Raw genomic sequence first — 25,079 nt, 5'->3', positions numbered from 1 at the left:
TGTCTAACGGTGTTACGTGATAGGCCCAGTTCTCTTGATATACGACGAATACTCATGCCTTGTCGTTTTAGTACGTGTATTTCCACTGCAAGCTCCTGAGTTAACATGTCATCGATACCACACACTTAAGCTTAAACGGTGGTATTTTACTCAGGTGGGTCAAAATTCGATTGCTGCTAGTGGGTCAGTTTTACATTGCTGCTGACACACATATAAAACACTCAATGATTAACTGGGTTGGATACTGTTTTTTAATGGGTGTATTGCTTTTTTCCGGTAGCCTTTACTTACTCAGTATCACAGGTATTCGTTGGCTTGGTATGGTCACGCCATTGGGTGGGATACTGTTATTGAGTGGGTGGTTGTTATTGGTGGTATTAGCGCGAAAACACGCTCGTCTCAGGCTTAAGGCTGATTAGGGCCTGTTAACCCTATTTGAATATCACTGTTATGATGGTAAAAGCACTAACCTAAAGCAATGAGCAAAACCTGTAGTCAAGTCTGGCATTGACCTGGCTAATCCCTATAATTTGCACTTTATAGCCTTCACTGAGGGTGTATCAAAGTAAGCGCCAAGGTTATAGTGGGTGGCAGCTAATATGTATTCAATATATATGGTCACTAAAAGGCTATTAAGGGATAACTTGTTAGTCTTGGCGAAACTGAGCGTTATTGTGTAGTAGAGATAGAGTGATGACAGAGGATTCTGTACCAGGTAAAAAGCACCGGGTCATAAAAAGTTTTGTTATTCGCGCTGGGCGGATGACGGTTGGGCAGCAACGAGGTTGGGATGAAGTTTGGCCCAAAATGGGGCTGGATTATACGCCTGACCAAATTGATCTTACCCAGCTATTTGGCCGAGAGGCACCTACTATCGTAGAGATTGGTTTCGGCATGGGACATTCGTTGTTAGAAATGGCGAAGCAGAGTCCTGAGAATAATTTTATCGGTATTGAAGTTCATCGGCCTGGGGTAGGTGCACTTCTTAATGAAGCAGATAAGCAAGGGTTAACGAATTTAAGAGTCTTTTGTCATGATGCAGTAGAAGTTTTATCACATTGCATTCCTGAATCTTCACTCTCACGAGTGCAGCTTTATTTTCCAGATCCTTGGCATAAAAAGCGTCATCATAAACGGCGTTTGGTACAGCCTGCCTTTGCTGAGCTTGTTCGCTCAAGACTTGTGCTCGAAGGGGTTTTCCATATGGCGACTGACTGGGAAAACTATGCAGAACATATGGCTGCTGTCTTAGAAAATGCCAACGGCTTTAAGAATACAGCAACTGAGTACTATCCATATATTGAACGTCCTGCCTTTCGTCCTCTCACCAAGTTCGAAAAGCGAGGTCATCGCTTAGGCCACGGAGTCTGGGATATGATTTATCAACGCTCAGAGTAGTACTGCTCTTGACCACCAAGGGTGGTGGGAATGCAGTTTATGCTATCGCTAGTCTTAACAGACCAGACTAGCCCCACTAAAAACCCTTCGTTTTGGGTATATATTACCTCTTTTCCATACTTGTATTGAGGGTTTGCATAAATCCTCAATGCTTGGTTGTTTCTACCTCATTTCATATTTCAAGCTGCTATAACAGCTAACGTATCAATAAAAAACGATGTGTGCTGACCATCAGTAAGTGTGAAATATGCTACATTTTACTTGCCACATACTTTTTCATCATCGAAGACATATGCTAAGCCGTTACACGACAGTAAGATCTTTATAAACGTGCTGTATAGCGTCCTCAGCTGAGAAGGTACCTTCAAAATGACTATAAGTGCCTTATCACTATAAATAGTTAAAGCATGGGTAACTGCCATGGAGTTGTTAATAATACTTGTAGGATTAGTTCCCTTGGTTGTGATTGGCTTGGTTGTATGGAACTTTTTTTTACAGGGGGCTATTAGTGAGTTACGTTTTCAGTTAAAGCGTTCAAGTGAGCAAATCACTGCACTGAATAAACAGATAACAGAATTAACTCAGCAACTTTCTTCTTTGTTTTCCGCTACTAATAAGTCTTCACCCCCATCTTTAATGGATGTAGCCGCGCCAAATACGGAGGTGGATGATGTTCTTGAAAAAGCTTCAGCTCCGTCAGCAGTAACAGAAGTTACTGCTCATGTCTCTTCTTCAGCTATATCGGAGCAAGAACAATTAGCAACAGCACATGAACAGGCTGCTGTTGCACAGCATCACGCGGAAGAAGAAAGAGAGACTTTAAGTCAGCAAAAACACTTTAATGATCAAGCGTGGGCTACAAAAGAAACGTCAGTAAGCGTTGATGATACGTATCAACCAGATGTTATTTCCCGATTGATGACTTTTATCATCAACTACTTTACGACAGGTAATGTGGTCGTGAGAGTGGGTGTAATTGTCTTGCTGTTTGGTGTTGCTTTTTTATTGAAGTATGTAGCTGAGCAAGACCTGATTTCTATAGAGCTAAGGCTATTGGCGGTATGTGTGCTTGGTGCCGGCTTACTCATTTTTGGCTGGAAGTTGCGTCATACGAGAAGGGTTTATGGCCTAATTGTTCAAGGTGGGGGCATAGGTATCATATACCTTACATTGTTTGCCGCCTTTAGCTACTACCAGCTCCTTAGCTCACTTGTTACTTTTGTATTAATGTTGTCACTTATTGGAGTAACTGCATACCTGGCAATTTTGCAAGATGCACGCAGTATGGCCATATTAGCGTTAGTTGCAGGCTTTTTAGCACCTGTGCTGATATCAACAGGACAAGGCAACTATATTCATCTTTTTAGTTTTTATTTAATGCTAAATATAGGAATAGCCTTGATCGCTTGGTTCAAGGCTTGGCGGTTGCTTAATGTATTAGGTTTTATATTCACAGTTATTATTGCATCTGCTTGGGGAGTGGCGCGCTATCATTCCAGCTTCTTTGTGGTGGTGGAATTTTTCATTATTGCATTCTTAGTCTTGTACACACTCATTGGTCTACTGTATGCGCGCAGAATAAAAATGCAGTTGGCTCAATATATACAGCAAGGGGGGTGGATTAATTCAGGTCTTTATGTGGATAGTACAATGGTGTTGGGTTCTCCTATTGTAGCGTTTACCTGGCAAACGTTGTTAACGCTGCATAAACCCAATGTTCTAGCCTTTAGTGCGCTTATTTTAGGCTGTTGTTATTTTGGCTTAGCACGTGTAATTAAAAGTACAACAGTACTGACTTTGCCTTTGCTAGGACAAGTTTACTATGCCTTGGGCCTGTTATTTTGCAGTATATCGTTACCTTTAGCGCTGGATGGGCAATGGAGTAGTGCAGCATGGGCAATTGAGGGTGCTGGTTTAATATGGCTGGCATTACGCCAGCTGAACCGCAGGCTTATGTGGTTTGGGATTCTGTTACAGCTATTATCAGCAGTCATTTTCCTATTTGATATTACGCCAAACTATACTCTGATTGCTGCACTTCCCTCAAACTGGCTTGCTACTTCGTTGATTTCCTTAGCCGCATTTTTCAGTGCCTATTGGTCTTTCAAGTTAGCACCAGTAAATTGGCGTAGTTCGGCGTGGCTGGAAACCATTGGTTGGTTATGGGGGCTGTGCTGGTGGTATGGCGGAGCGATTGAGCATTTTGATATGTTTGTGGCCGATCGCTGGTTTTTTACCGTTTTACTCGTCTTTGCTGTGATTACCAGTGTTGTATTACAAGGGATTGATGAATGGTATGACTGGCCTTTACTACAGTCTCATATATGGCTGTTCATTACATTCATCGCAATAACCTTAATGGGCTTTATGTTGACGAAGGAGAGTCCAATCAGTGATGGTGGTTATTGGTTATGGCCCTTAACCTTTATGTGGTTGGTGCAGCAGCTGTGGCGAGGTGACTGGATGCCTTGGGTAATTCCCTTGAGAGGAATTAACCATGCAGTTTGTGCCTGGTTACTAGCAGTGCTTTTTAGCTGGGGGGGCTATGAGTTTGCACTGTTATGGTTTAACGCTCGTAGTGCTTGGGTTTTTAGTGCTTTAATGCTAGGTCCATTGTTGATATTTGCAGGCATACAATTTCATCATACATGGCCTGTTACAGCACATCAGCGTGCATATTGGCGATTAACTGCAGTGCCGCTGTTAGCGGTCATGCTGCTATGGCAGTTAATTTCACTGGGACATTCAGGCAATAGCCAGCCATTAGTATATATTCCGTTGTTGAATCCTATTGATCTTGTGTGGATAGGCAGTTGGCTGCTTACTATTCGTTGGTGGATTCGCTGCCGTCGTAGCCAGTTATTACCTAGAGTTGAGTATCAAATCCTGTATGGTTTGCTGGGCATTGTTGCTTTTATATGGGTTAATTTCATCATTGCCAGAGTGCTTCACCACTGGGTTGGAATTTACTATGACTTTTCAACATTGTTTTCTACAGCGCTAGTTCAAGCGGTGTACTCTATATTTTGGGCGGCAACAGGTGCCGCATTAATGTTTTGCAGTACACGGATTCAATGGCGTTGGCTGTGGGTTTGCGCAGTAGTACTATTGTCTATTGTGGTGATAAAACTCTTTCTTATTGATTTATCATCAACTGGCACGCTTGCTAGAATTGCTGCATTTTTAGTTGTTGGGGGACTGTTATTAGGTATAGGTTATATTTCGCCAATACCTCCTGCGGAGAATAAAGAGACTGCAGACCCAAGTTGATTGCAAGGTATTAATCACAGGGTGAGAATAAATGCTGTTAAGTGCTGGATGTTTTCGTCTGTAAAAAAGTGAAGATGAACAGGCATTTAGATAATTTTTTGAACTTATGTTTTGTTTTAGGCTTTCATTTTTCGTGAATACCAAGTAATAATTGCTTCCTTGCTATTACTTTCCTGTTATTTATACCCATAATGAATCATTTTTAGGTGTCAAAATAAAGTGGTATATACTCACAGCGAAGGGTTATTTAGGCGAGGCCACCGAGCGATGAAGCCCCAGGAGTTTAGATAAACTAAATGACTGTGGTGGCAGTTAAATGCTCCTGCATAAACTGCATTCCCACCATCCATGGTGGTCAAGAGCGATGGTAACAAAGCCTAAAAATCATTCGCGAAGAGTATATATACATCAGTTGATGGATGATCGTTAGAAGTATTAGAATTAAATTCGTATAGAAGTAAAGTATTCAGTGTAGTATATAAATTATTTTGATATAATTTTTTGTTTAGCAATAGCTTGAACCGTGTTTTTATGTTGACTGCTCTTATTTTATGTTAATCAAATTGGGTTAATAAGATCATTCAGTTAATAATAATTATCTTAGAACGATTCTCTCTGGGGATGTTGTAAGTAAAAACACAATAGTAAAAAACGAGAATAACAGGGATTCAAGGATGGAGAATCTAAAGAAAATTTCTCAGATGCATTTAGACAAAATGACAGTGAGTGGTTTGATTCGTTTTCGACAATTCTGTGAGTTATTAGAAGAGAGTAATGGAGAACTCAATGAATTACGAGGGACATTATCTAAAAATGATTTAGATTGTATCATTAAAGTAGGAAAAAAACACAATTTGATACGTTATATGCCCAGCCAAATGTATGATGCTCGGTATCGCAGAGTAAAGCTAACTGCAAAAGGTAAAAAACTCTTCAAACTAGTCATATAGATTCAGTATGAGAGTGCATCTTTGTAAGTCCAATCATTTTACTTTTAACTGACCTCTTTATAGGGGTATATGAAAAGTAAAGGTAAAAAAAGTGCAACAGATAGTATACCCTCAGCGTTACTTTGAGGGTATACACTTAATTGTGTAGTATCTACAGTGTAATGAGTAAGGCTCGAAATTATTATGACTTGCGAATGCCTTCGATAGATAAGTACATTTCTACTTCTTGTGATGCTGGGCCAAGGTCTTTGCTAATGTTGAAATCTTTTAAGGCAAACTTCGTTGTTCCTTCAAAACCTGCACGATAGCCACCCCAAGGATCTTTTCCTTCACCAATCTTACTAACGTCAATGGTGATTTCTTTGGTCACACCATTTAGGGTAAGATCGCCAATAAGTTTTGCTGAACCATTACCATTATCGGTGATTTTTTTGCTTTTGAATGTTGCTGTCGGGTGCTTACTAACATTCAAAAAGTCTTTACTGCGTAAGTGCTTGTCTCGCTCTGCATGGTTAGAGTCAACGCTTGCTGTTTTAATGATGACGTTAACTTCTGAATCGGCTGGTTTTTTATCATCGTAGCTGAATGTTCCCTCGAATTCATTAAAACGACCTAGCAGCCAACTATAGCCAAGATGCTGTATTTTAAATTGGATAAAGGCATGTGAACCTTTAGTGTCAATAACATAGTCTGCTGCTGATGTAATAGAAGCAAGAGACATCGAAACAGGTAATAATGCAATGGCTAGACTTTTACGTAGAATGCTCATGAGCTCTCCTTTTTTGCATGGTTTTGTGTTGTTTTACGGGGATGGTTTACTTAACCCCAGAATTCGTTTTAGTGTATTATCTTTATCAATAATATGATGTTTAAATGCAGCAAGTGCATGAATGCCTGCGAGTATAATGACAGAAAGTGCTAGGTAGTAGTGGATTTCCCCTGCGAGATCTTCCTGATTTTCAATGCCCGTTATAGTTGCAGGGATATTAAACCAGTTAAAAACCTCAATGGGCCTACCATCAGCTGTTGAGATTAAATATCCACTTATCATGATGCAAAAAAGCAACACATATAACAGAATATGCACACTATGAGCCGCAACTCGCTCAAATTTACTTAGTGTTAGTAATGGGGTTGGTGGAGGGTTAAACAGGCGTACTAATACACGTAAGATAAGTACGGTAAATAAGATTACGCCTAAGCTTTTGTGGATGTGTGGACCAAGTTGATACCAAGGATCATAATAGCTTAAAGTTCTCATCCATAAGCCAAGAATAAAAAGACCAATAACTGAAATAGCAACTAGCCAGTGCAAACTGATAGAGATCCAGCCGTATTCATCTTTAGTATTTTTCAGTTTAGGCATTGCTGCTTACCTTTTATCATCAGTCAAACCACATTACTCTATTGTAGCCATAAGCTTTATATTTTTGTGCTAAGCAGTTTAGTATGTTTGCTTAGTTAGGTGGTTATACATTGTTTATATAGCCATAATGAAGGATTTTTAGGTGTGGCCGTCAAGTGATCTAGCCCCAGACTTTAGACAACTTTCTTACATGTGGTTGTAGTTCATATACTTTCTTTCAATAACCCAATATCTGTCATGGTTGTTTGGATCGTCTTAAATGATAAAGGTTCCCATCCTCATTTAGAAGTATATTAGATGGTAGCAATGACATAAAGCTAAACAGCTCGTTATACTGAGTTGACTGGTTAGTATTAGTTTGATTAATCATTTATACCCCTCACGAATCATTTTTAGAGTTTGTTGTCGGCGCTAAAAACCCTTCGTTTTGGGTATATATAAGAGTAATAAAGGAATGAGTAAGTTGAGTGAGCAAAAACACTGGTCAAAAATTGAGCTTTTACATGAAACCGTGAAAAATCCTAACATTCATATTAAAGGAACTCATAGCTATTACAGTGATGCGTGGAGTGGTAGCTTTGAAGCATCAGTTGTACGTTATCTGTATGGTGATGAATACAGCTTAAATACATGGGAATCGCTATGGGAGGTTGATAAGCTGTATATCGGTGATTATGTCTGTATAGGAGCAGAAGCTGTTATTTTAATGGGAGGAAACCATAATCACCAAATTAACTGGTTTTGTCTTTACCCGTTTATTGAACAAGTGAAAGAATCGTATGAAGGAAAAGGCGATACAGTTATTCATGATGGGGTATGGATTGGTATGCGGGCCATGATTATGCCTGGCATTCAAATAGGTGAAGGTGCAGTGATTGCTGCCAATGCGGTAGTAACAAAGGATGTTGCACCTTACACAATTGTCGCTGGTAACCCTGCAAAAGTGGTTAAAACACGGTTTCCTGAGGATGTTATTGAAAGGCTTCTTCTTCTAAATATTTACAAGTGGCCTGAGCGAAAATTTAATGCGTTGAAAAAGTATATCTGTGCAGGTGATATTAACAGCCTTGAAAGTGCGTCAGAAAACTATAGTCAGTAACTTTCTCCTGCCACAAATATTTTGACTTTATACCTTTTACGAATGATTTCTAGGTTTTGTTATCTTCACTCCTCACCCCAATCACCTATTAATATAGGCTTATGGGGTTTCGTCACTTGATGGCCGCACCTAAAAACCATTCGTATTGGGTATATCCATCTTGTAATTAGCTTGTCTAGCTAAAATCCAAAGACAATGTATTCATACCTTCTTATGAGTTACTTATTCTGACCTTATGAAATTAAAGTTGTAAAAATGAGAGGCTTGTCAAAAAGCGTAAGCAATATTTTTGTTCGTGAAAGGGTCTAATGTACTTTATTACTGGGAAAATTCACCCAAAATGACGTGACTTTAAAAGTCAACATACAGTTAACATAAGGAGAGAAGGTATGCCAATTAATCAGGATGCTGTAAATAGCCTAATAGATAACTCAATACCTTCTGAGACAAGTAATCGAGTTTATTTTGTTGAGCCTGCAAACTTAATGACGGCAATTGACTTTTTTAAGCGTATAACAGGGCAAGGTGTTCCAAGTTTAACCAGTATGAATGTTGCTGCGGGTGGATTTTTCTTTCATACCCATAGTGAGAATATTGATGGTAGTCGTGTAAATGTGACTTTGCGTGGTGGGTCAAGCAGTATCGTGCCTATTTCTCGAACACTGTGTACGCCATCTGGAGATGAAAGAAGCACCTATAATTTGCCTGGATGCACCACACTTGATATTACCAATCCTGAAGCGCTTTCTAATGTACCACGGTTCAGTGGTAATGCAACACGTGTTGAGTTTAAGTTCACTCAGCGAGAAGAGGTGGTTAATGCTCGGTTCGGTAACTGATATTTGAAGAGCTACCTAAACTTCAGGTAGCACTCACACTTAAATATTTAAATAATTTTTTCTAATAGAATTTTTTTGATTTACGTTGCTTTGCTATTAAAGAGAGTCCAATTAAAAATAGTCCAATCAATGATGGTTCCGGTACGGGTAGTAATGTCATATTTGTTCTTATAACAACAGAATCAGTGACATCTTTAAAACTATATTGCATCCCAAAAATAAGATCCGCTCCACCTGGAAATCCTAGTGCCTCAGGTGAACTATCTAAAGAAGTAGGTAAGTTATCCAGTAACTCATCTAATAGCGTAATTGGTCCTCCAAACTCTACCAGTCGACCACCAAAAATATCTAAATCAAATGCTGTAGGTTGAGTGAAAATAAAAACACCGTCTTGCATGGTGCTCCACGCTTGTGTGGTAATAATTGAGTTAGAATCATAATTCACTTGATCAATCACATCTATGCCAGCATGAATACGATGGACAACTTTATCGTCAAGAAAATCATGAATATCGAAGTCGGTGTATTCGAACCAGTCTAAATCTATAGGGCTGCCTGTTTTATTTGTAATAATAATATCTTTGCCTACTTGTGAAATGCGTCCTGCATCGTTTGATGTTTGTAGGCGATAAATTTCTTCAATACGAATATTGGCATTATCCCCATCCCACACGATATGAATTACTTTTTCGTCCTGATCCTCAGTTGATTGGAAATTATCAAAATCAAAGTTATTGCTGGGGTGGATTTCATTACCACCAGCGCCGATGCGATAGAATGAAGCTTGAGAAAATACAACATTGTTACCATCAACACTCCACTCAGTTAAACCTCCGGGGGTTTTTTCTTTAAAAGTGAAACCATCATCAATGATGTTTGGGGCTGTAGCGCTGTATCTTATAATGTGTTCAGAACCATCTGAAGGGTCAATGGCTGACACACTACATCCTCCGGCACAGTCGAGAGGGACGGCATTAACATTAAAGGCAAGCACTAGTATTGCAGGCAAGCTAATTATACTTGCACATAAATTAATAATTTTTTTAGGGTGCATATGAGGTCTCCATAATTTTATCTATTAAAGTAATGAGTAATGGTGGCTGTCTAGGAAGATTTTGCTGCAATACAGCGTGCAGTTTATATTGGCAAATATTGTTCCAGTACGCTCAAATAGCAATAATTATTAGGTGAGACTGGAGTGTAGGATTAAGCTATTATTTTTTCTGAAGTGAAAATTTTGTTTTTGTAATAGCTACTGACGATTGTGTAGATATTATTTAGTTATTGTTTTGGAGTGATTATGCAATATTTATAAAGGCTGGTTTGTATGGCACTCGCAAAACATTTTAAGGAGAATGTTGCGTATATGTTAATAAGGTAGGTATAAAAAGCAAACAATCAATTTCTTTTTTAATTGATAATTAATGAATGCTTGTAATAGAATTATAGAATATACTCGCTAGGCTTTTGCTATGGTAGACATAGTGATTTAAGAGTTTAATAATGTTGAGGATGTGGAAATGCCTGTAGCGGCTTTTTTCTATTAAATAGAAAAATAAATTAATAGATTCGGGGCAATCTCGGCTTCACCTTCTTGTGATAAGTCTGCAGTAATTTTCTTGATAGGAGGGAGCTGTGTACTATTGCTGTTGGTTGACGTTGTGTAGAGTTCATTATCCCAATCACCTATTAATATAGGCTCATGGGACTTTGTCACTCGATGGCCGCACCAAAAGACTATTCGTATTGGGTAAAATTATTATCTAATTAACCATGTAGATTAGTAGGGTAATCATTATTCGGTTAAAGTATGAGCTTCTGATGTTATGGTAGTAACTCCATCACTTTCTTTAACTATTATTTTTTCGGCTTTTAATTTTTCACCTTCTTTTGTTGTTATCAAAACATCACCGGTTAATGTTGTTTCAGCTTGCTTCTCATCGATTGTTATAGTGTCAGCTTCCATTTTTTTTATATAATTGGTGTTATTTTGAGTAAGTGCTTTAGTTTCTTGAGCAGATACTGATAAAGACAAGAAAAGTAATAGAGATGTTGTTAGTATTTTCAACGGGTAACTCCTTATATGAGAGTTTTGAATAACAGGTTTTTGCGGTGATCTATGTACTGCTTGTTTGTACTTACAGTATATGGAGAAAATATTTCTTGTAAATGAAGTATTACTAAAAAAATAAATTAATTTTTAACAGTTATAGGTGGGGCTTTTATGCAACAATGATTGGCTATCAATAGATGCTATATTAATGTGTTAAGTTTTTGGATTTGTTTAGGCAGTTAGTGTGCTTTATTGTGCTTTAAATGATCTTAAAAATAAACCAAGGCCTCCAATTGCAAGCACTAAAATGGTAATTAACTCAAAAGCAGTCATAGAACGCATAGTAAAATGTATAGAGGAAATAACACCAAAAATAAGCGCGGTGAGTGAACCTAGTGTGAGTAGCCAGCCAATAAAATTTTTAGCATTATAGAACAGCATACCAATACCAAAAATAAAGGGTACCATTACCATACCACTGGTAATGTTAAATTGACCGCCAAATAAATTAGCACCATATAGACGCATACCCATATTAAACGATGAGTTAACCATAATGGCATTAAATAACATGTAGAAGCCAGCACACATCATGATCAGCCCAATTAAAAACTGTCCAACCCCGCCGTTCGTTCCACCTGCTCCTCTCATCCATATCACCACTCAAATGTTGTTTGATATAACTATAACTCATTATCAAGAAGGTGCTGTTATCGTTTCGCATTGAGAGATGGAAAGAAGCTATACTGTGGACGTTTGGTCGGTTAGATGGGCTTGTGTTAAAAGAAAAGCCGCATCTAGCGGCTTAAGCGGCATTTTCGTAATGACCTAGAACAACTACACCGTTAGACTAAGAGAAATAACTTACATAAAAATGACTATTAAGTGTCATGTATGTGACAGCTGATGCCAGTCACTTTTAATGAAAGTGTATGATGCATTCTTAAGATAACTGACTTAGTGTGTGTATTAAAACAGGGTGGAATGAATCTATGCAAACCTTGCAAGTAGCGTTAGGTGAACGGAGTTATCCTATACATATTGGCCCAGGTCTATTGGGGCAGCCTGATTTATTATCCCCTTACATTCGTGGTCGACAAGTGATGCTAGTGACCAACGAAACTGTTGCCCCTCTTTATTTAAACAAAGTCAAAGCATCGTTGAGTGCATTTCAAGTCGATACTGCTGTACTACCAGATGGAGAGTCCTATAAAACGCTGGATACCGTTAATTTAATCTTTGATCAGCTACTTGAAAAGCGACATAACCGAACTACCACACTCATTGCCTTAGGTGGTGGTGTTATTGGTGATATGGTTGGCTTTGCAGCAGCAACATATCAGCGTGGAGTAGACTTTATCCAAATTCCCACCACTTTATTGTCACAGGTTGATTCTTCCGTAGGTGGCAAGACAGGTGTTAATCATGCTCTTGGCAAAAACATGATTGGAGCATTTCATCAGCCGCGCTGTGTACTGGCTGATACCGCAACGCTCAAATCGTTACCTAAACGTGAACTTTCAGCTGGCATTGCAGAAGTTATTAAATACGGGTTGATTTGTGATCAGTCATTTTATGCGTGGCTGCAAATGCATACCAAAGACTTATTAGCTTGTGACGATACTGCGCTAGGTTATGCTATTAAACGCTCTTGTTTGGCGAAGGCTGAAGTGGTGGCTGAGGATGAACGAGAGGGTGGAATAAGAGCCATACTGAACTTGGGACACACATTTGGGCATGCCATTGAAACTCATGAAGGATATGGTAACTGGTTACATGGTGAAGCGGTTGCTGTAGGCATGTTGATGGCGGTGGATTTATCGATACGTCTTGGCTGGTTAGAAGCTCAAGAACTAGAGGTTTTGCAGCGCTTGTTAGTGCAAGCCAAACTACCTGTTGTGTCACCATCCGATATGACGCCAGATGACTTTTTAAAACATATGGCTGTGGATAAAAAAGTGGTGGATGGTACATTACGTTTGGTGCTTTTAGACGCAATAGGGAAGGCTAAAGTGACATCTGATTTTCATCATGATGCGCTTATTGCGACATTAAAAAGTGTATAGTCGCTACATTTATTAGCGTTTTTATAATTGCTGATATTTACCACCATTATTAGATGCCATGGATAGGCTTTCGGCACCAATATTAATAGATAGCCTTTTAGCGACAAGCTATAAGTTCTTCATCTTCCTTATTTAATCTGGCTATTAGCGTCTATTATGAGGGTATGCTCATTGAAAATTTTGTTTCAATGAATATGACTTGCTTAATAATTAATCAAGCTTAGACCCGTTATAGCCCCGAAAGGAAGGGGCTTACTAATAGAAGGGATACCCATCGGTAAATGATAGGCAAAGGATGGCATTATCTGTTGATGGTAGACTAATGACAAACCCAGCTAAAGCCAGCAGTGACCAGCTTGCGAAGAGTGATTTTCTTCGTATTTATGGTATGGCTCGGAATCCTTTTGTTGACCAAGGGGAGTTAGGGTTGTTTTTTTCTGGTGCTGGACGTGGAGAAGTATTGAAGCAAATTCAACACTTACTCACGTTTACACATTTATTGTTGCTTGTTACGGGTAAGGAAGGTTCGGGCAAAACACATCTTTGTAAAGTCCTCTTGCAAGAAATAGCTGGCGATAACCCCTTAATTGTCAGTGGCACAGTGGGGATGGGGATTACAGAATTTCTTAATGAGGTAACACGACACTATACGCCCAGAAAGTCATTGCCTGTGACTCGTGTGGATTATGAGGCTTTATTAAAAAATTTACTTGCTGAGTTTTCACGGCCACAAAAGTTAATTCTACTGATCGATAATGCCCATAAATTAGACCCTCAATTGATTTCATTATTAGTGTCCTGGGCTTCAGTTGCAGAAAAAGAAAATTACCCTGTCCATATCGTATTATTTTCACTTCCCCAACTGCAAAAAACATTGCAAGCCCACCCTGACCTTAACAGCCAGGATCTGTTGCATGAGATTCAGCTTGAGGATCTTAGCAGAGAAGATACTAAAAAATATGTGAACCACTGTTTAGAAAGTACGGGACTAAGCAGCCTGTTTGAACTAAACAGTGAAGATTTGGACAAAATTTATAACTTATCGGATGGTGATTTTAGTAAAGTAAATTTTTATGCACATGAGGTGCTGTTTGGCAGTATGAGTACACGACAAGATAGTAATAAATATGGCATTCCAACCAAGCACCTTGTTGCTGCTTCTGCAGTTGCTTTATTCCTGTTATTGCTTGTGATTATTCAACAGTTTATGTCTGTTGATGAAAGTGTTGTATCTGATGATCAGGCTGTTGTAGAGATTAACGATGAAGAGGTTAAGCCTGCTGTTGACATTCCGCGCTGGGACTCATCTACAGCGCAACCGCCATCAACAGAAAAGTCACCCGAAAATGGAGAAGTGGCCACAACCGTTATGGATATTGAGTTACCTACGGTTGCGGTAACTGAGAATAAGTCGCCTGCAACAGCAAAACAGAAGGTTAATGACCCTCAAGAACAAGGCAGTGTTCAACCAAATGAGCGTAAAGTATCTGCAGATACTCCAGCTAAAAAGGATGTCGCCGGTAATGAGAAAGCGACATCTGCCAACAATACAGAAGACACACTTTCAGGCACGGTTGTCCGTGATCAGAGTAATTCTCCAGCTTCACCTGAAACGCCAATAAAAGAGGTTAAAGCTGAAAAGCCACCTGTGACTGAAGTAAAGCCGGCTAAGAAAACTGAAACAATAAAACCAAAACCGGCGAGCAAACCCCAAACAACAAAAACTACACCGGTTGCTAAAAAGTACACTGGAGATGGTGCTTGGTTTTTAGCGCAATCAAACAAGTACTATGTATTGCAGGTTTTGGGTACCAGTTCAGAAGCAGCCGCACGTACCTTCATTCAGCGTCACAAAAATAACCCACAACTCAAGTACTTTAAAACTCGCCATAAAGGACAGCCTTGGTTTGTAGTGGCTTATGGTCGTTATTCAAGTCATGAACGGGCAACCGCTGCAATCAAAAAGCTATCCCCCTCTCTACAACAACAAAGCCCTTGGCCTCGAAGCCTTCAAAATATCCAGCAAGAGATTCGTAAATATAACTAAGCGCTGTAACCTTCCTGTGGTCACTCACGTAAAATTACAATCAGTGTCGTGCTTTAGTTTGTCCTTTATTATATGGTAGAGACATAAATTTGTGTCTATGTGACATGACGGGTAAACTGTTTTCCCCCTTTTTGTTGGCAGTGATCAATTACAACTAAAGCAAAAGCCGCTAACATACTGTTTTTTTTGAAGAAATTCCTCGTTGAGAGTGTACCTTATGCGAGTTCTTTACCATCCTGAGCAGTTCAAGGATAACTGTGGCTTCGGCCTGATTGCCCATAAAGAAGGGCAGAAGAGCCACCACTTACTGCAAACCGCCATTCAGGCGTTAACATGTATGACCCATCGGGGCGGAATCGCTGCTGATGGAAAAACAGGCGACGGTTGCGGCTTATTGATTCAAAAGCCCGACAGTTTTTTACGAACCGTTGCCCGGGAGCTATTCCAAGCAGAGCTGGCTACCCATTATGCGGTGGGTATGGTCTTTCTTAGTGCAGATGAAGCGAAAGCAGAAGTTGCACGACAAGCATTGAATGATCAGCTGGCGGATCAAGCATTAAAGGTAGTTGGTTGGCGGAAAGTGCCTATCAATCCTGAGTGCTTAGGGCCAATAGCTCTGGATCAGATGCCTCAGTTTGAGCAAGTCTTTGTAAACTGCCCTGAAAACCTTACGGAAGAACAGTTTGCAGCCAAGTTATTTATGGCAAGACGTCGAGCTCGCTTAAGTGTGACAGATGATGATGAGTTTTATATCTGTAGCTTGTCTCATACGGTTGTAACTTACAAAGGTTTGATGATGCCTGTTGATTTACCCAAGTTTTATCCGGACTTGGGTGATCCTCGGTTCGAAACAGCTATTTGTGTCTTCCATCAGCGTTTTTCCACCAACACTATGCCCCGTTGGCACTTGGCGCAACCATTCCGCTTTTTAGCGCACAATGGTGAAATAAATACCATTACTGGCAACCGGAACTGGGCAGAAGCACGTACCAGCAAGTTTAAGTGTGATTTGTTGCCAGAAATGGAAACAGTGAAACCACTGGTTAATCGGACGGGTTCCGACTCTTCCAGCCTAGATAATATGTTGGAAGTGTTAGTAACGGGTGGCGTCGATATTTACCGTGCTATTCGAATGCTGGTACCACCAGCTTGGCAAAATGTAGACACCATGGACCCTGATTTACGAGCATTCTATGAATACAACTCCATGCATATGGAGCCTTGGGATGGTCCTGCAGGCTTGGTTATTACAGATGGTGTTCGTGCTATTTGTGCGTTAGACCGGAATGGCTTGCGACCTTCACGCTGGGTCATGACGAAGAATGGCTACATTACTGTTTCTTCGGAAGTAGGTGTTTGGTCCTATCAGCCGGAAGATGTGGTTGCCAAAGGCCGGGTTGGTCCTGGTGAAATGTTAGCTATCGATACAGAAACCCATGACATTTACACTGCCCATGATATTGATGGGTATCTGAAAACCAAGCAGCCTTATAAAAAGTGGTTGAAGCAGCACGCGCATCGTATTCAGTCAAAATACATAGAACATACTTACCGAATCGACCACTTTGATAAAGAAGCGCTTAAATCTCATATGAAAATGTATCAGATTACGTTTGAAGAACGTGATCAGGTACTTCGCCCACTAGCTGAAAATGCCCAAGAGGCAGTAGGCTCAATGGGGGATGATACGCCAATGGCTGTCCTCTCTCAGCGGGTGCGTCCGCTTTATGACTATTTCCGTCAGCAGTTTGCTCAAGTGACCAACCCACCCATTGACCCCTTACGGGAGTCAATAGTTATGTCGCTGGAAACATGCTTAGGTGCGGAAAAGAACCCCTTTGAACAGACCCCCGAACATGCTGCACGGGTTATTCTTAGTTCCCCTATTTTATCTCCGGCTAAATTCCTTAATTTAACCAGAGATGATGGACATGGATTAGGGGTTGTTAAAATCAACTTAAACTATGATCAGTCAGAAGACTTGGCACAGGCACTAACCCGTATTTGTGATGAAGCTGAAGCGGCTGTTAGAGCGGGTAGTGTGGTGGTTTATCTGACAGATAGAGATATCGAAAAAGGTAAACTACCGATTCATGCCGCAATGGCAACAGGTGCTGTACACCATCGACTGATTGATACTGGCCTTCGTACCAGCACCAATATCCTGGTAGAAACAGGTACTGCTCGTGATGCCCATCATTTTGCGGTGCTCATTGGGTTTGGAGCTACAGCTATTTACCCATATCTAAGTTATGAGGTGATTTGGGACCTGATTCAGACTCAGGAAGTTATGATTGACCCCATTGAGGCAAATAAAAACTTCCGCAGAGGGATTAAAAAAGGCCTGTTGAAGATTATGTCTAAAATGGGGATTTCTACCATTGCTTCATACCGTGGCGCTCAGTTATTCGAGGCTATTGGCTTAAGTGATGAGGTGGTTGATCTCTGTTTTAAAGGTGTTGCTAGCCGTATTGCTGGAGCGCGATTTACTGACTTTCAACAAGAGCAGTCATTGCTGGCAAAACAGGCGTGGCGAATCAGTCAACCTATCCAGCAAGGCGGTTTACTGAAGTATGTGCATAACAGCGAATATCACTGTTTTAACCCCGATGTTGTGCAAACGTTACAAACTGCGGTTCGCAGTGGTCGCTATGAAGATTATCTGCAATACGCTGATCACGTTAATCAACGCTCAGCAGCAACACTAAGAGACCTGCTAAGTTTGCAGCTGCCAGAGCGAGGCATTGCTGTTGACCAGGTGGAATCAATCAGTGAGATCGTTAAGCGATTTGATAGTGCCGCCATGTCGCTTGGTGCTTTATCACCTGAAGCACATGAAGCCTTGGCTGAAGCAATGAACCGTTTAGGAGCGCGTTCAAACTCGGGTGAAGGGGGAGAAGACCCGGTTCGCTTTGGTACAAATAAGGTGTCCAAAATTAAGCAAATTGCTTCTGGACGCTTTGGGGTGACACCACACTATCTGGTGAATGCTGAAGTCTTGCAGATTAAGGTGGCACAAGGAGCCAAGCCTGGGGAAGGCGGGCAGCTACCAGGCAGTAAAGTGAATAAACTGATTGCCCGATTACGCTATTCAGTACCTGGAGTCACGCTAATATCGCCTCCACCTCACCATGATATTTACTCGATTGAAGACTTAGCGCAGCTGATTTTTGATCTTAAGCAGGTGAATCCTGAGGCACTGGTTTCAGTGAAGCTGGTGTCTGAGCCTGGTGTCGGGACAATCGCTGCTGGGGTGGCTAAGGCGTATGCCGATTTAATTACCATTTCAGGTTATGACGGTGGTACTGCAGCCAGTCCTCTCACTTCCATTCGCTATGCTGGTTCCCCTTGGGAGCTAGGTTTAAGTGAAGCCCATCAGGCACTACGTTTAAATGACTTGCGTGGCAAAGTTCGTCTGCAGACAGATGGTGGTTTAAAAACCGGTCTGGATGTCATTAAAGCCGCTATCTTAGGAGCCGAAAGCTTTGGTTTTGGTACCACACCTATGGTAGCAATGGGCTGTAAGTATCTGCGGATTTGTCACTTAAATAACTGTGCAACAGGTGTTGCCACCCAAAATCAGCAACTACGTGACCAGTACTTTATTGGTACCGTCGAAATGATCATGAACTTCTTTACTTTTGTCGCAACGGAAGTTCGAGAATGGCTGGCCAAGTTGGGTGTGTCACGTTTAGAGGATGTCATAGGACGTACAGATTTATTAAAACGTTTACCTGGTACTACGGAAAAGCAGCAGCGTCTGGACTTATCACCTTTAGTTGAGCAGCAACATATTCCTTTGGATAAGCCACAAATTTGTCAGAGTGTTCGTAATGAGCCTTTTGATAAAGGCCAGCTGGCAGAGCAAATGGTTAAAGACATTTTGCCTGCCATTGAAAGTCGCCAAGGTGGAGACTTTCACTACCTAGTCGGTAACTGTGATCGTTCAATTGGTGCTCGCCTTTCTGGAGAGATTGCCAAACGCCATGGTAATCAGGGGATGTCTGATAGTCCGGTCAATGTTTACCTGAAAGGTTCAGCAGGTCAGAGCTTTGGTGTCTGGAATGCCGGAGGCCTGAATATGTACCTACAAGGTGATGCTAACGACTATGTGGGTAAAGGCATGACGGGTGGAAAGTTAGTCATTTCTCCCCCGGGAAATAGTCAGTTTGCATCTCAAGAGACAGCCATAATTGGTAATACCTGTTGCTATGGCGCTACAGGCGGCAAGCTATTTGCTTCTGGTACGGCTGGAGAACGCTTAGGGGTTCGTAACTCGGGCGCTCATATCGTGGTTGAAGGTACCGGTGATCACTGTTGTGAATATATGACTGGTGGTGTGGTTACTGTCTTAGGTAATACCGGACATAACTTTGGTGCTGGTATGACCGGTGGGTTTGCGTTTGTGCTGGATCAGGACCGGCACTTTGTTGATCGTTACAACCATGAGCTGGTGGAAATACAGCGGATTGATACAGAGACCATGGAGCAGTATCAGACCTATCTACACAGCATTATTGCAGAGTATGTGACGGAGACTGGCAGCGCTTGGGGCGCTCATCTGTTAGAAGAAATGTACGACTATATTGGTAAGTTCTGGTTGGTCAAACCTAAAGCAGCCAGCCTGAACATGCTGTTAGCTAGCATTCGTACCCGCCCTGAGTAGTCGATGAATGAGGTATTATTATGGTTGATCGTTTACAGAATAATTTTCAATTTATCGATGTTGGCAGGGTCGATCCGCGGAAAAAGGATATTGATGTTCGTAAAGCGCAGTTTGTGGAGATCTATGATCCTTTTACACCCAAGCAAACTGCTGAACAGAGTCACCGTTGTTTGGAATGTGGTAACCCCTATTGTGAGTGGAAGTGCCCTGTTCATAACTACATTCCTAATTGGTTAAAGTTGGCGGCTGAGGGCAATATCCTGGAGGCCGTTGAGCTGTCACACCAAACCAACTCTTTACCGGAAGTTTGTGGTCGAGTTTGTCCACAGGATCGCCTGTGTGAAGGGGCCTGTACCCTAAATGATGGGTTTGGCGCCGTGACGATTGGCTCTGTGGAGAAGTATATTACCGACACAGCATTTGCTATGGGCTGGCGACCCGATTTATCACATGTGGTGATGACTGATAAAAAAGTGGCTGTGGTTGGAGCGGGTCCAGCAGGGCTTGCCTGTGCTGATGTATTGATTCGTAATGGTATAACCCCTGTGGTTTTTGATCGTAACCCAGAAGTTGGGGGGTTACTGACCTTTGGGATTCCAGAGTTTAAGTTAGAAAAGGAAGTAATAAAGCGCCGTAGAGAGGTTTTCACCCAAATGGGGGTGGAGTTCCATTTGAATACGGAGGTAGGCAAAGACATTACCATAGAGACTCTCCTTGAGGATTATGATGCGGTATTTCTAGGGATGGGCACCTACACCTACATGAAAGGTGGCTTTCCTGGAGAAGATTTGCAGGGTGTTTATGAAGCACTGCCTTATTTGGTTTCAAATACTAAGCGCTGTATGGGTCTCAATACCGATAACCTTAACTTTATTGATATGCGTGATCAGCGGCTTGTCGTCTTAGGGGGGGGGGATACTGCCATGGACTGCAACCGGACGGCTATCAGGCAAGGAGCTAAATCGGTAGTTTGTGCTTACCGCCGAGATGAAGAAAACATGCCAGGCTCACGCCGCGAAGTGGCAAATGCTAAAGAAGAAGGCGTTCAGTTTTTATTTAACCGTCAGCCAGTGGCGATCGTAGGAGAAGATCAGGTTGAAGGTGTTAAGTTTGTGACCACTCGTTTGGGTGAGCCGGATGAGAATGGGCGTCGGGTTCCAGAGACGGTTCCTGGGAGTGAAGAAGTCGTGCCTGCTGATGCCGTGATTATTGCCTTTGGCTTTCGGCCTAGCCCAGCACCGTGGTTTGCTGATTTAGGCATTGAAACTGATACTTCTGGTCGTGTGCTTGCGCCAGAAAAAAGTGAATATCCTTTCCAGACATCTAACCCTAAAGTGTTTGCGGGTGGTGACATGGTGCGAGGTTCTGACTTAGTGGTGACAGCCATCTGGGAGGGACGTCAGGCTGCAGAAGGAATAATGGATTACTTGGATATTTAAGTGGTTTTGGTACAGGGCAAAACTGTAGTTCAAACTCAAAAACGGGCTTTTGCCCGTTTTTTTGGGAGGGTCAAGCTGCAAGAGTATGCTTGATATGCGCAATAAGCTGGTTTATATCAATTGCATCATGTTTCAGGGTAAAAGCAGATAGCTCATCTTTATAATGTCGGTCAATTTCCAGCATTACATGTGTGCGACTGGCCTCCGGCACAAATGAAACCTCTACTTCTTTAAAGTTAAATAGACCGGGGTCATTTGGCTTAAAGTCCAGCTCTTGATAGCAGCCACTGCTGGAGGCAAAGTCGGGTGCTTTAACAAAACCTTTTTCCACATCCACATAACTCAGTGTTAAACCACAGGCTATCATTGCCTCAATAAACGTCGACATCACAGCGGTTGGGGCTATATCTATGTAGTCTCGGTCAGATGGGTCAAGTGCCAGGTCAATATTTAAGCCTGTTTGTATCCATACTTTTGAGGTTTTCGTTGGACAGTTGAGTTGGGTGATTGGTGTTTCATAATGCAGCTGATAGGTAAATGGGATGATTTTTTCTTCACCCGGTAAAATGGTAAAGCTTTCTGCCATCTTCCAGGATTGAATTATATGGTGGGCAATATATTCACCTTCATCGGTTTCAGCTTCAGCCAAAGTGACTAGCGCATGCTCTAAACCAGCAATTTGTTGTTCGGTATCCCCCCCAGCTATATACACCTCCCCCGTGAGTGTTTCTCCAGGTTCATAAATTGATTGGGTAAGGCGTGTGTCAACGGTAGCACTACCAATGCCAATTGAGGCAAGAATCTTTTTAAACATACTTACTGCATCTACCTACAACGAACACAAGACCCGAACTATAGCAAAGGGCTTGCTAGCTGTCTCGACAATCGCTTTGGTGTAAACTTGCCTCCCAGAATCTTACTGATGAGCTGTGATACAAGGTAATAAACGCTATGGTCGAACTAAAAAATGATCGCTTTCTTCGTGCGTTGTTAAAAGAGCCTGTTGATCGCACCCCTGTGTGGTTAATGCGACAAGCTGGACGTTATTTACCTGAGTATCGAGCAACACGTAGTCAGGCCGGTGACTTTATGGCACTTTGTCAAAACCCTGAGCTGGCATGTGAAGTGACATTACAGCCACTAGAGCGTTATCCACTGGATGCCGCTATTTTATTTTCAGATATTTTAACGATCCCTGATGCTATGGGGTTAGGGCTCTACTTTGAGCAAGGTGAAGGACCTAAATTTAGAAAGCCCCTGCAAACAGCTGCTGATGTTGAAGCACTTCCAGATATCAAGATTGAGTCGGATTTGTCGTATGTACTTGATGCTGTCAAAACAATTCGCAATGCATTAAATGGGCGCGTTCCCCTGATTGGCTTTTCTGGTAGTCCTTGGACTTTAGCCACTTATATGGTTGAAGGAGGCAGTACCAAAGACTTTCGCCATATTAAAGCGATGCTTTATACACAGCCTGAGGTGATGCATCTGTTGTTGGATAAATTGGCAAAGGCCGTTACAGATTACTTAAATGCACAAATTTTAGCAGGAGCACAAGCTGTTCAGATATTTGATACCTGGGGTGGTGTGCTAAGCGATGCCGCTTATGATGAATTTTCGTTACGCTATATGAATAAGATAGTGGCTGGATTGATCAAAGAGCATAATGGACGACAAGTACCGTCAATTGTATTCACCAAAAATGGTGGTCTTTGGTTAGAGCGAATTGCCAAGAGTGGGGCGAATTGTGTCGGTTTAGACTGGACAATAAATATTGGACAAGCCAGGCAGCGAATAGGCGATCATGTTGCATTGCAAGGTAATATGGATCCCAGCGTTCTGTATGCCAACCCAGAAAGAATTAAACAGGAAGTTGCCTCTATTTTAGCTGATTTTGGCAGTGGTTCTGGCCATGTCTTTAATTTAGGGCATGGCATTCATCAATATGTAGAACCTGATCGAGTGACTGCGTTTGTGGATGCAGTTCATGAGCTTTCAGAAAAATATCACACAATTAAATAGTTTAATTTGGGTGATGCTTCCTTGCATCAAGTGCTTTATCACTATTTAAAAATTGGTGATAGGCATGAGCTGTATATATCTATAAATGTTTCGTGAAGGGTATATTTAAGCTGAAAGCTTTTTAGGGTTCCTCAATAATAACCCTGCCATGGCTGTTAATAGGATAAGCAGGGTTGATGGTTCAGGTGTTGGCGTTGGAGTGGGAGGCTCTTCTGGTTCAATTTCGGCCAAAATTTTACTTACGACAAAGTCAGTAAAACTATCATCAAACTGGGTGGATAAGACGAAAGCATCTGGACCTGTAATCAGGTTTTCCATTAGATACTCTTCTAACGTAGTTGGAAAGCCAGGAGGTAATCCACCCAATAGTGCTTCAAGTTCTGCTAAATATTCTGCAGCTGAGGCAGGATCAAAAATAGCTAGCGCATTAATAAATGCACCTGCGGCAGCAGCATCATCCCGTGCACCATGAATAGCAGCATCAAACGCAGCCAAACATGCTTCTACTTCAAGTGCCGTAGGTGGGTCGCTGATGGGGCAGGGTAAACCTGGACGAAACACATTTTGTACACCATCAGTAGAAACGTCGATAACCAGTTTTGTGCCTTCAAAGTCATTGCTAAGCATTGAAGCGAGCGCAACATCCACGCCACTAGCGATGTTGGTACCAACGACATCTTCATCAGGAATCGCATCAATTGCGGTTGCAAATGCTTCTGCATCTGCTGCATTTTGCAGGTGAAACCAAGGTGTAGCTTGAGCACCAGTTAACGCAAAAGGAAATGCAGCAACTGCAATACCGTTTGTAAGCGCGCTAATGGCTGCTTGCACGCTTGCATCACGAAATGCATTAGCATAACCATCGCGCTGTAAAACAAATTCACCGGCATCAATACTGCTTGATATATCAATCACAAGAGATAACTCAGTGTCCACTAGTACGGCATGAGCATTATTAAACCAAGTAAAAGGTAAGAGGGCTGCAGCCATTATGCTTGATTTTAAAAATCGCATGATAATTCCTCGGAAAAAATGACAGCAGCCTTACCGCAAAATTTATTCCTACTGTAAAAAAACTGTTAAAAAACATTTGGTTACTTTTTTGTGAAATAATTATTTGTAAATTGTTTAGACATAAAATGTTTTCAGTATTATGGTGAGTACAGCTCAGTTTAAGCACAGTAGAGATGGATATAATTAATTGAACGGTTAAGAGACTTGTATAATGAAGTATTTATTTGAAAAAAAAGCAGGTTTAATTCGCAGCTTACTTATTCAGTAGCGTTGAGTGGGTCTTTGCTCAAGAAGGTGTGAATCTTGATGCTGAAGAAGAAAATGCGAATGCTTCACCTAGCTTATGGCAAACAATGAAAAGCTCTGCAGAGACAATGTCGAGTGAACTAGAAAAGAAAGCGGCTGATGGTCTCGAATATACTAAACAAACACTGTGAGAATATAGCGAGTTTAAGACAGAAAAAGCAAAAGAAGTTGTTAGTGTTTTTAATGACAATATCAAGGTAATAGAAGAGGCAGGGTTTAGCGTTGATGATCTATATGTTAGTTTGAGTCTGGTGCCTGTAGTAACTGCTAAGTTCAAGCAAGTCAAGCAATTATCGGATAACGAGCTGAGTAAATTGTTAGAAAAATATCAGGATAAACCATTGTTAATCTAACGCGATGCTCGACTTTTTAGCCTATTAATTTAGCTAACTGAAGAGGAGCATTGCCTTGGTTCCTATTAAATAATACACACAAACTGTGTGATAATAGCTTGCGGGTAATTCGATTAGTCAAGCTCCATAGTGTTCTGCCTTTGGTTCGCTGAATATTAAACCTTTCTACTAGCTGACCAATCGTTGTCTCC

Annotated in this window: 21 protein-coding genes and 1 pseudogene; 12 read left to right on the top strand and 10 right to left on the bottom strand. The window is 41.4% G+C overall.

Annotation, left to right across the window (positions count from 1 at the left end; translation table 11 throughout):
* The coding region (locus tag F607_RS34130; protein WP_157365482.1) for a helix-turn-helix domain-containing protein at positions 1-107 on the bottom strand (107 nt) is incomplete at its 3' end.
* A gap of 72 nt (positions 108-179) precedes the next feature.
* On the opposite strand from F607_RS34130, the gene F607_RS35535 reads away from it, so the two are divergent.
* From F607_RS35535 to F607_RS0114710, 4 genes are all read left to right on the top strand, one after another.
* Positions 180-419, top strand: coding sequence for a DUF423 domain-containing protein (locus F607_RS35535; protein WP_051311508.1), 240 nt, complete (start codon positions 180-182; stop codon positions 417-419).
* A 274-nt stretch (positions 420-693) separates the two neighbouring features.
* Positions 694-1,398, top strand: coding sequence for a tRNA (guanosine(46)-N7)-methyltransferase TrmB (gene trmB, locus F607_RS0114725; protein WP_038291468.1), 705 nt, complete (start codon positions 694-696; stop codon positions 1,396-1,398).
* A 420-nt stretch (positions 1,399-1,818) separates the two neighbouring features.
* Positions 1,819-4,668, top strand: a complete 2,850-nt coding sequence (locus tag F607_RS0114715; RefSeq protein ID WP_027708697.1) for a DUF2339 domain-containing protein — start codon at positions 1,819-1,821, stop codon at positions 4,666-4,668.
* A 701-nt stretch (positions 4,669-5,369) separates the two neighbouring features.
* A complete protein-coding gene (locus F607_RS0114710) occupies positions 5,370-5,618 on the top strand; it encodes a hypothetical protein (RefSeq protein ID WP_094785716.1) in 249 nt (82 codons plus the stop codon).
* A 181-nt stretch (positions 5,619-5,799) separates the two neighbouring features.
* Here the strand turns inward: F607_RS0114710 and F607_RS0114705 are convergent, their stop codons facing one another.
* Positions 5,800-6,387, bottom strand: coding sequence for a YceI family protein (locus F607_RS0114705; protein ID WP_094785717.1), 588 nt, complete (start codon positions 6,385-6,387; stop codon positions 5,800-5,802).
* A 33-nt stretch (positions 6,388-6,420) separates the two neighbouring features.
* Complete coding sequence (locus tag F607_RS0114700; RefSeq protein WP_027708694.1) at positions 6,421-6,984, bottom strand: cytochrome b; 564 nt, start codon at positions 6,982-6,984, stop codon at positions 6,421-6,423.
* Between the two features lie 454 nt (positions 6,985-7,438).
* Between F607_RS0114700 and F607_RS0114695 the strand changes: the two genes are divergently transcribed.
* Positions 7,439-8,083, top strand: coding sequence for a CatB-related O-acetyltransferase (locus F607_RS0114695; protein ID WP_027708693.1), 645 nt, complete (start codon positions 7,439-7,441; stop codon positions 8,081-8,083).
* Between the two features lie 389 nt (positions 8,084-8,472).
* Positions 8,473-8,922: a hypothetical protein gene (locus tag F607_RS0114690; RefSeq protein ID WP_027708692.1), complete on the top strand. Its 450-nt coding sequence runs from the start codon at positions 8,473-8,475 to the stop codon at positions 8,920-8,922.
* A 61-nt stretch (positions 8,923-8,983) separates the two neighbouring features.
* Here F607_RS0114690 and F607_RS0114685 read toward each other — a convergent pair whose 3' ends face one another.
* From F607_RS0114685 to F607_RS0114675, 4 genes are all read right to left on the bottom strand, one after another.
* The gene (locus F607_RS0114685) at positions 8,984-9,976 is read right to left on the bottom strand and encodes a PEP-CTERM sorting domain-containing protein (RefSeq protein ID WP_027708691.1); all 993 of its coding nucleotides are present in this window, start codon (positions 9,974-9,976) and stop codon (positions 8,984-8,986) included.
* Between the two features lie 489 nt (positions 9,977-10,465).
* A complete protein-coding gene (locus F607_RS34125) occupies positions 10,466-10,639 on the bottom strand; it encodes a hypothetical protein (protein ID WP_157365481.1) in 174 nt (57 codons plus the stop codon).
* A gap of 78 nt (positions 10,640-10,717) precedes the next feature.
* Positions 10,718-10,990 carry an LptA/OstA family protein gene (locus F607_RS0114680; protein ID WP_027708690.1) on the bottom strand — a complete coding sequence of 91 codons (273 nt, stop codon included), beginning with the start codon at positions 10,988-10,990 and terminating at the stop codon, positions 10,718-10,720.
* 234 nt (positions 10,991-11,224) lie between these two features.
* On the bottom strand, positions 11,225-11,626 hold the full coding sequence (locus F607_RS0114675; protein WP_027708689.1) for a hypothetical protein: 402 nt from the start codon (positions 11,624-11,626) through the stop codon (positions 11,225-11,227).
* Between the two features lie 341 nt (positions 11,627-11,967).
* Between F607_RS0114675 and aroB the strand changes: the two genes are divergently transcribed.
* From aroB to F607_RS0114650, 4 genes are all read left to right on the top strand, one after another.
* The gene (gene aroB / locus F607_RS0114670) at positions 11,968-13,041 is read left to right on the top strand and encodes a 3-dehydroquinate synthase (RefSeq protein WP_027708688.1); all 1,074 of its coding nucleotides are present in this window, start codon (positions 11,968-11,970) and stop codon (positions 13,039-13,041) included.
* 295 nt (positions 13,042-13,336) lie between these two features.
* Positions 13,337-15,088, top strand: coding sequence for an AAA family ATPase (locus F607_RS0114665; protein ID WP_027708687.1), 1,752 nt, complete (start codon positions 13,337-13,339; stop codon positions 15,086-15,088).
* Positions 15,089-15,305: 217 nt separating this feature from the next.
* On the top strand, positions 15,306-19,754 hold the full coding sequence (gltB, locus tag F607_RS0114655) for a glutamate synthase large subunit (protein ID WP_027708686.1): 4,449 nt from the start codon (positions 15,306-15,308) through the stop codon (positions 19,752-19,754).
* A 20-nt stretch (positions 19,755-19,774) separates the two neighbouring features.
* On the top strand, positions 19,775-21,193 hold the full coding sequence (locus F607_RS0114650; protein WP_027708685.1) for an FAD-dependent oxidoreductase: 1,419 nt from the start codon (positions 19,775-19,777) through the stop codon (positions 21,191-21,193).
* A gap of 70 nt (positions 21,194-21,263) precedes the next feature.
* On the opposite strand, the gene F607_RS0114645 is transcribed toward F607_RS0114650, so the two are convergent.
* Complete coding sequence (locus F607_RS0114645) at positions 21,264-22,007, bottom strand: sporulation protein (protein WP_027708684.1); 744 nt, start codon at positions 22,005-22,007, stop codon at positions 21,264-21,266.
* A 137-nt stretch (positions 22,008-22,144) separates the two neighbouring features.
* Here F607_RS0114645 and hemE point away from each other — a divergent pair, with 137 nt between their 5' ends.
* Positions 22,145-23,215 carry a uroporphyrinogen decarboxylase gene (hemE, locus tag F607_RS0114640; RefSeq protein WP_027708683.1) on the top strand — a complete coding sequence of 357 codons (1,071 nt, stop codon included), beginning with the start codon at positions 22,145-22,147 and terminating at the stop codon, positions 23,213-23,215.
* A 105-nt stretch (positions 23,216-23,320) separates the two neighbouring features.
* Here the strand turns inward: hemE and F607_RS32910 are convergent, their stop codons facing one another.
* Complete coding sequence (locus F607_RS32910) at positions 23,321-24,229, bottom strand: DUF1194 domain-containing protein (RefSeq protein ID WP_051311507.1); 909 nt, start codon at positions 24,227-24,229, stop codon at positions 23,321-23,323.
* A 296-nt stretch (positions 24,230-24,525) separates the two neighbouring features.
* On the opposite strand from F607_RS32910, the gene F607_RS34120 reads away from it, so the two are divergent.
* A complete protein-coding gene (locus F607_RS34120; protein ID WP_157365480.1) occupies positions 24,526-24,666 on the top strand; it encodes a hypothetical protein in 141 nt (46 codons plus the stop codon).
* Positions 24,667-24,904: 238 nt separating this feature from the next.
* On the opposite strand, the pseudogene F607_RS36065 reads toward F607_RS34120, so the two are convergent.
* Positions 24,905-25,079 (bottom strand): annotated as a pseudogene (locus tag F607_RS36065) (IS982 family transposase); the annotation flags it as partial.

The organism is Zooshikella ganghwensis DSM 15267 (assembly GCF_000428585.1).
Classification (GTDB): domain Bacteria; phylum Pseudomonadota; class Gammaproteobacteria; order Pseudomonadales; family Zooshikellaceae; genus Zooshikella; species Zooshikella ganghwensis.
This window is presented reverse-complemented; position numbering and strand designations above follow the sequence as displayed.

What these genes read in the sequence shown, in the direction of transcription:
- F607_RS0114645 (WP_027708684.1), bottom strand. Translation starts at nt 22,007, where the DNA reads ATGTTTAAAAAGATTCTTGCCTCAATTGGCATTGGTAGTGCTACCGTT.
- F607_RS0114675 (WP_027708689.1), bottom strand. Translation starts at nt 11,626, where the DNA reads ATGAGAGGAGCAGGTGGAACGAACGGCGGGGTTGGACAGTTTTTAATT.
- F607_RS0114710 (WP_094785716.1), top strand. Translation starts at nt 5,370, where the DNA reads ATGCATTTAGACAAAATGACAGTGAGTGGTTTGATTCGTTTTCGACAA.
- F607_RS0114665 (WP_027708687.1), top strand. Translation starts at nt 13,337, where the DNA reads ATGGCATTATCTGTTGATGGTAGACTAATGACAAACCCAGCTAAAGCC.
- aroB (WP_027708688.1), top strand. Translation starts at nt 11,968, where the DNA reads ATGCAAACCTTGCAAGTAGCGTTAGGTGAACGGAGTTATCCTATACAT.
- F607_RS0114695 (WP_027708693.1), top strand. Translation starts at nt 7,439, where the DNA reads ATGAGTAAGTTGAGTGAGCAAAAACACTGGTCAAAAATTGAGCTTTTA.
- F607_RS0114705 (WP_094785717.1), bottom strand. Translation starts at nt 6,387, where the DNA reads ATGAGCATTCTACGTAAAAGTCTAGCCATTGCATTATTACCTGTTTCG.
- F607_RS32910 (WP_051311507.1), bottom strand. Translation starts at nt 24,229, where the DNA reads ATGCGATTTTTAAAATCAAGCATAATGGCTGCAGCCCTCTTACCTTTT.
- F607_RS0114700 (WP_027708694.1), bottom strand. Translation starts at nt 6,984, where the DNA reads ATGCCTAAACTGAAAAATACTAAAGATGAATACGGCTGGATCTCTATC.
- F607_RS0114690 (WP_027708692.1), top strand. Translation starts at nt 8,473, where the DNA reads ATGCCAATTAATCAGGATGCTGTAAATAGCCTAATAGATAACTCAATA.
- F607_RS0114715 (WP_027708697.1), top strand. Translation starts at nt 1,819, where the DNA reads ATGGAGTTGTTAATAATACTTGTAGGATTAGTTCCCTTGGTTGTGATT.
- F607_RS0114685 (WP_027708691.1), bottom strand. Translation starts at nt 9,976, where the DNA reads ATGCACCCTAAAAAAATTATTAATTTATGTGCAAGTATAATTAGCTTG.
- F607_RS0114650 (WP_027708685.1), top strand. Translation starts at nt 19,775, where the DNA reads ATGGTTGATCGTTTACAGAATAATTTTCAATTTATCGATGTTGGCAGG.
- gltB (WP_027708686.1), top strand. Translation starts at nt 15,306, where the DNA reads ATGCGAGTTCTTTACCATCCTGAGCAGTTCAAGGATAACTGTGGCTTC.
- hemE (WP_027708683.1), top strand. Translation starts at nt 22,145, where the DNA reads ATGGTCGAACTAAAAAATGATCGCTTTCTTCGTGCGTTGTTAAAAGAG.
- trmB (WP_038291468.1), top strand. Translation starts at nt 694, where the DNA reads ATGACAGAGGATTCTGTACCAGGTAAAAAGCACCGGGTCATAAAAAGT.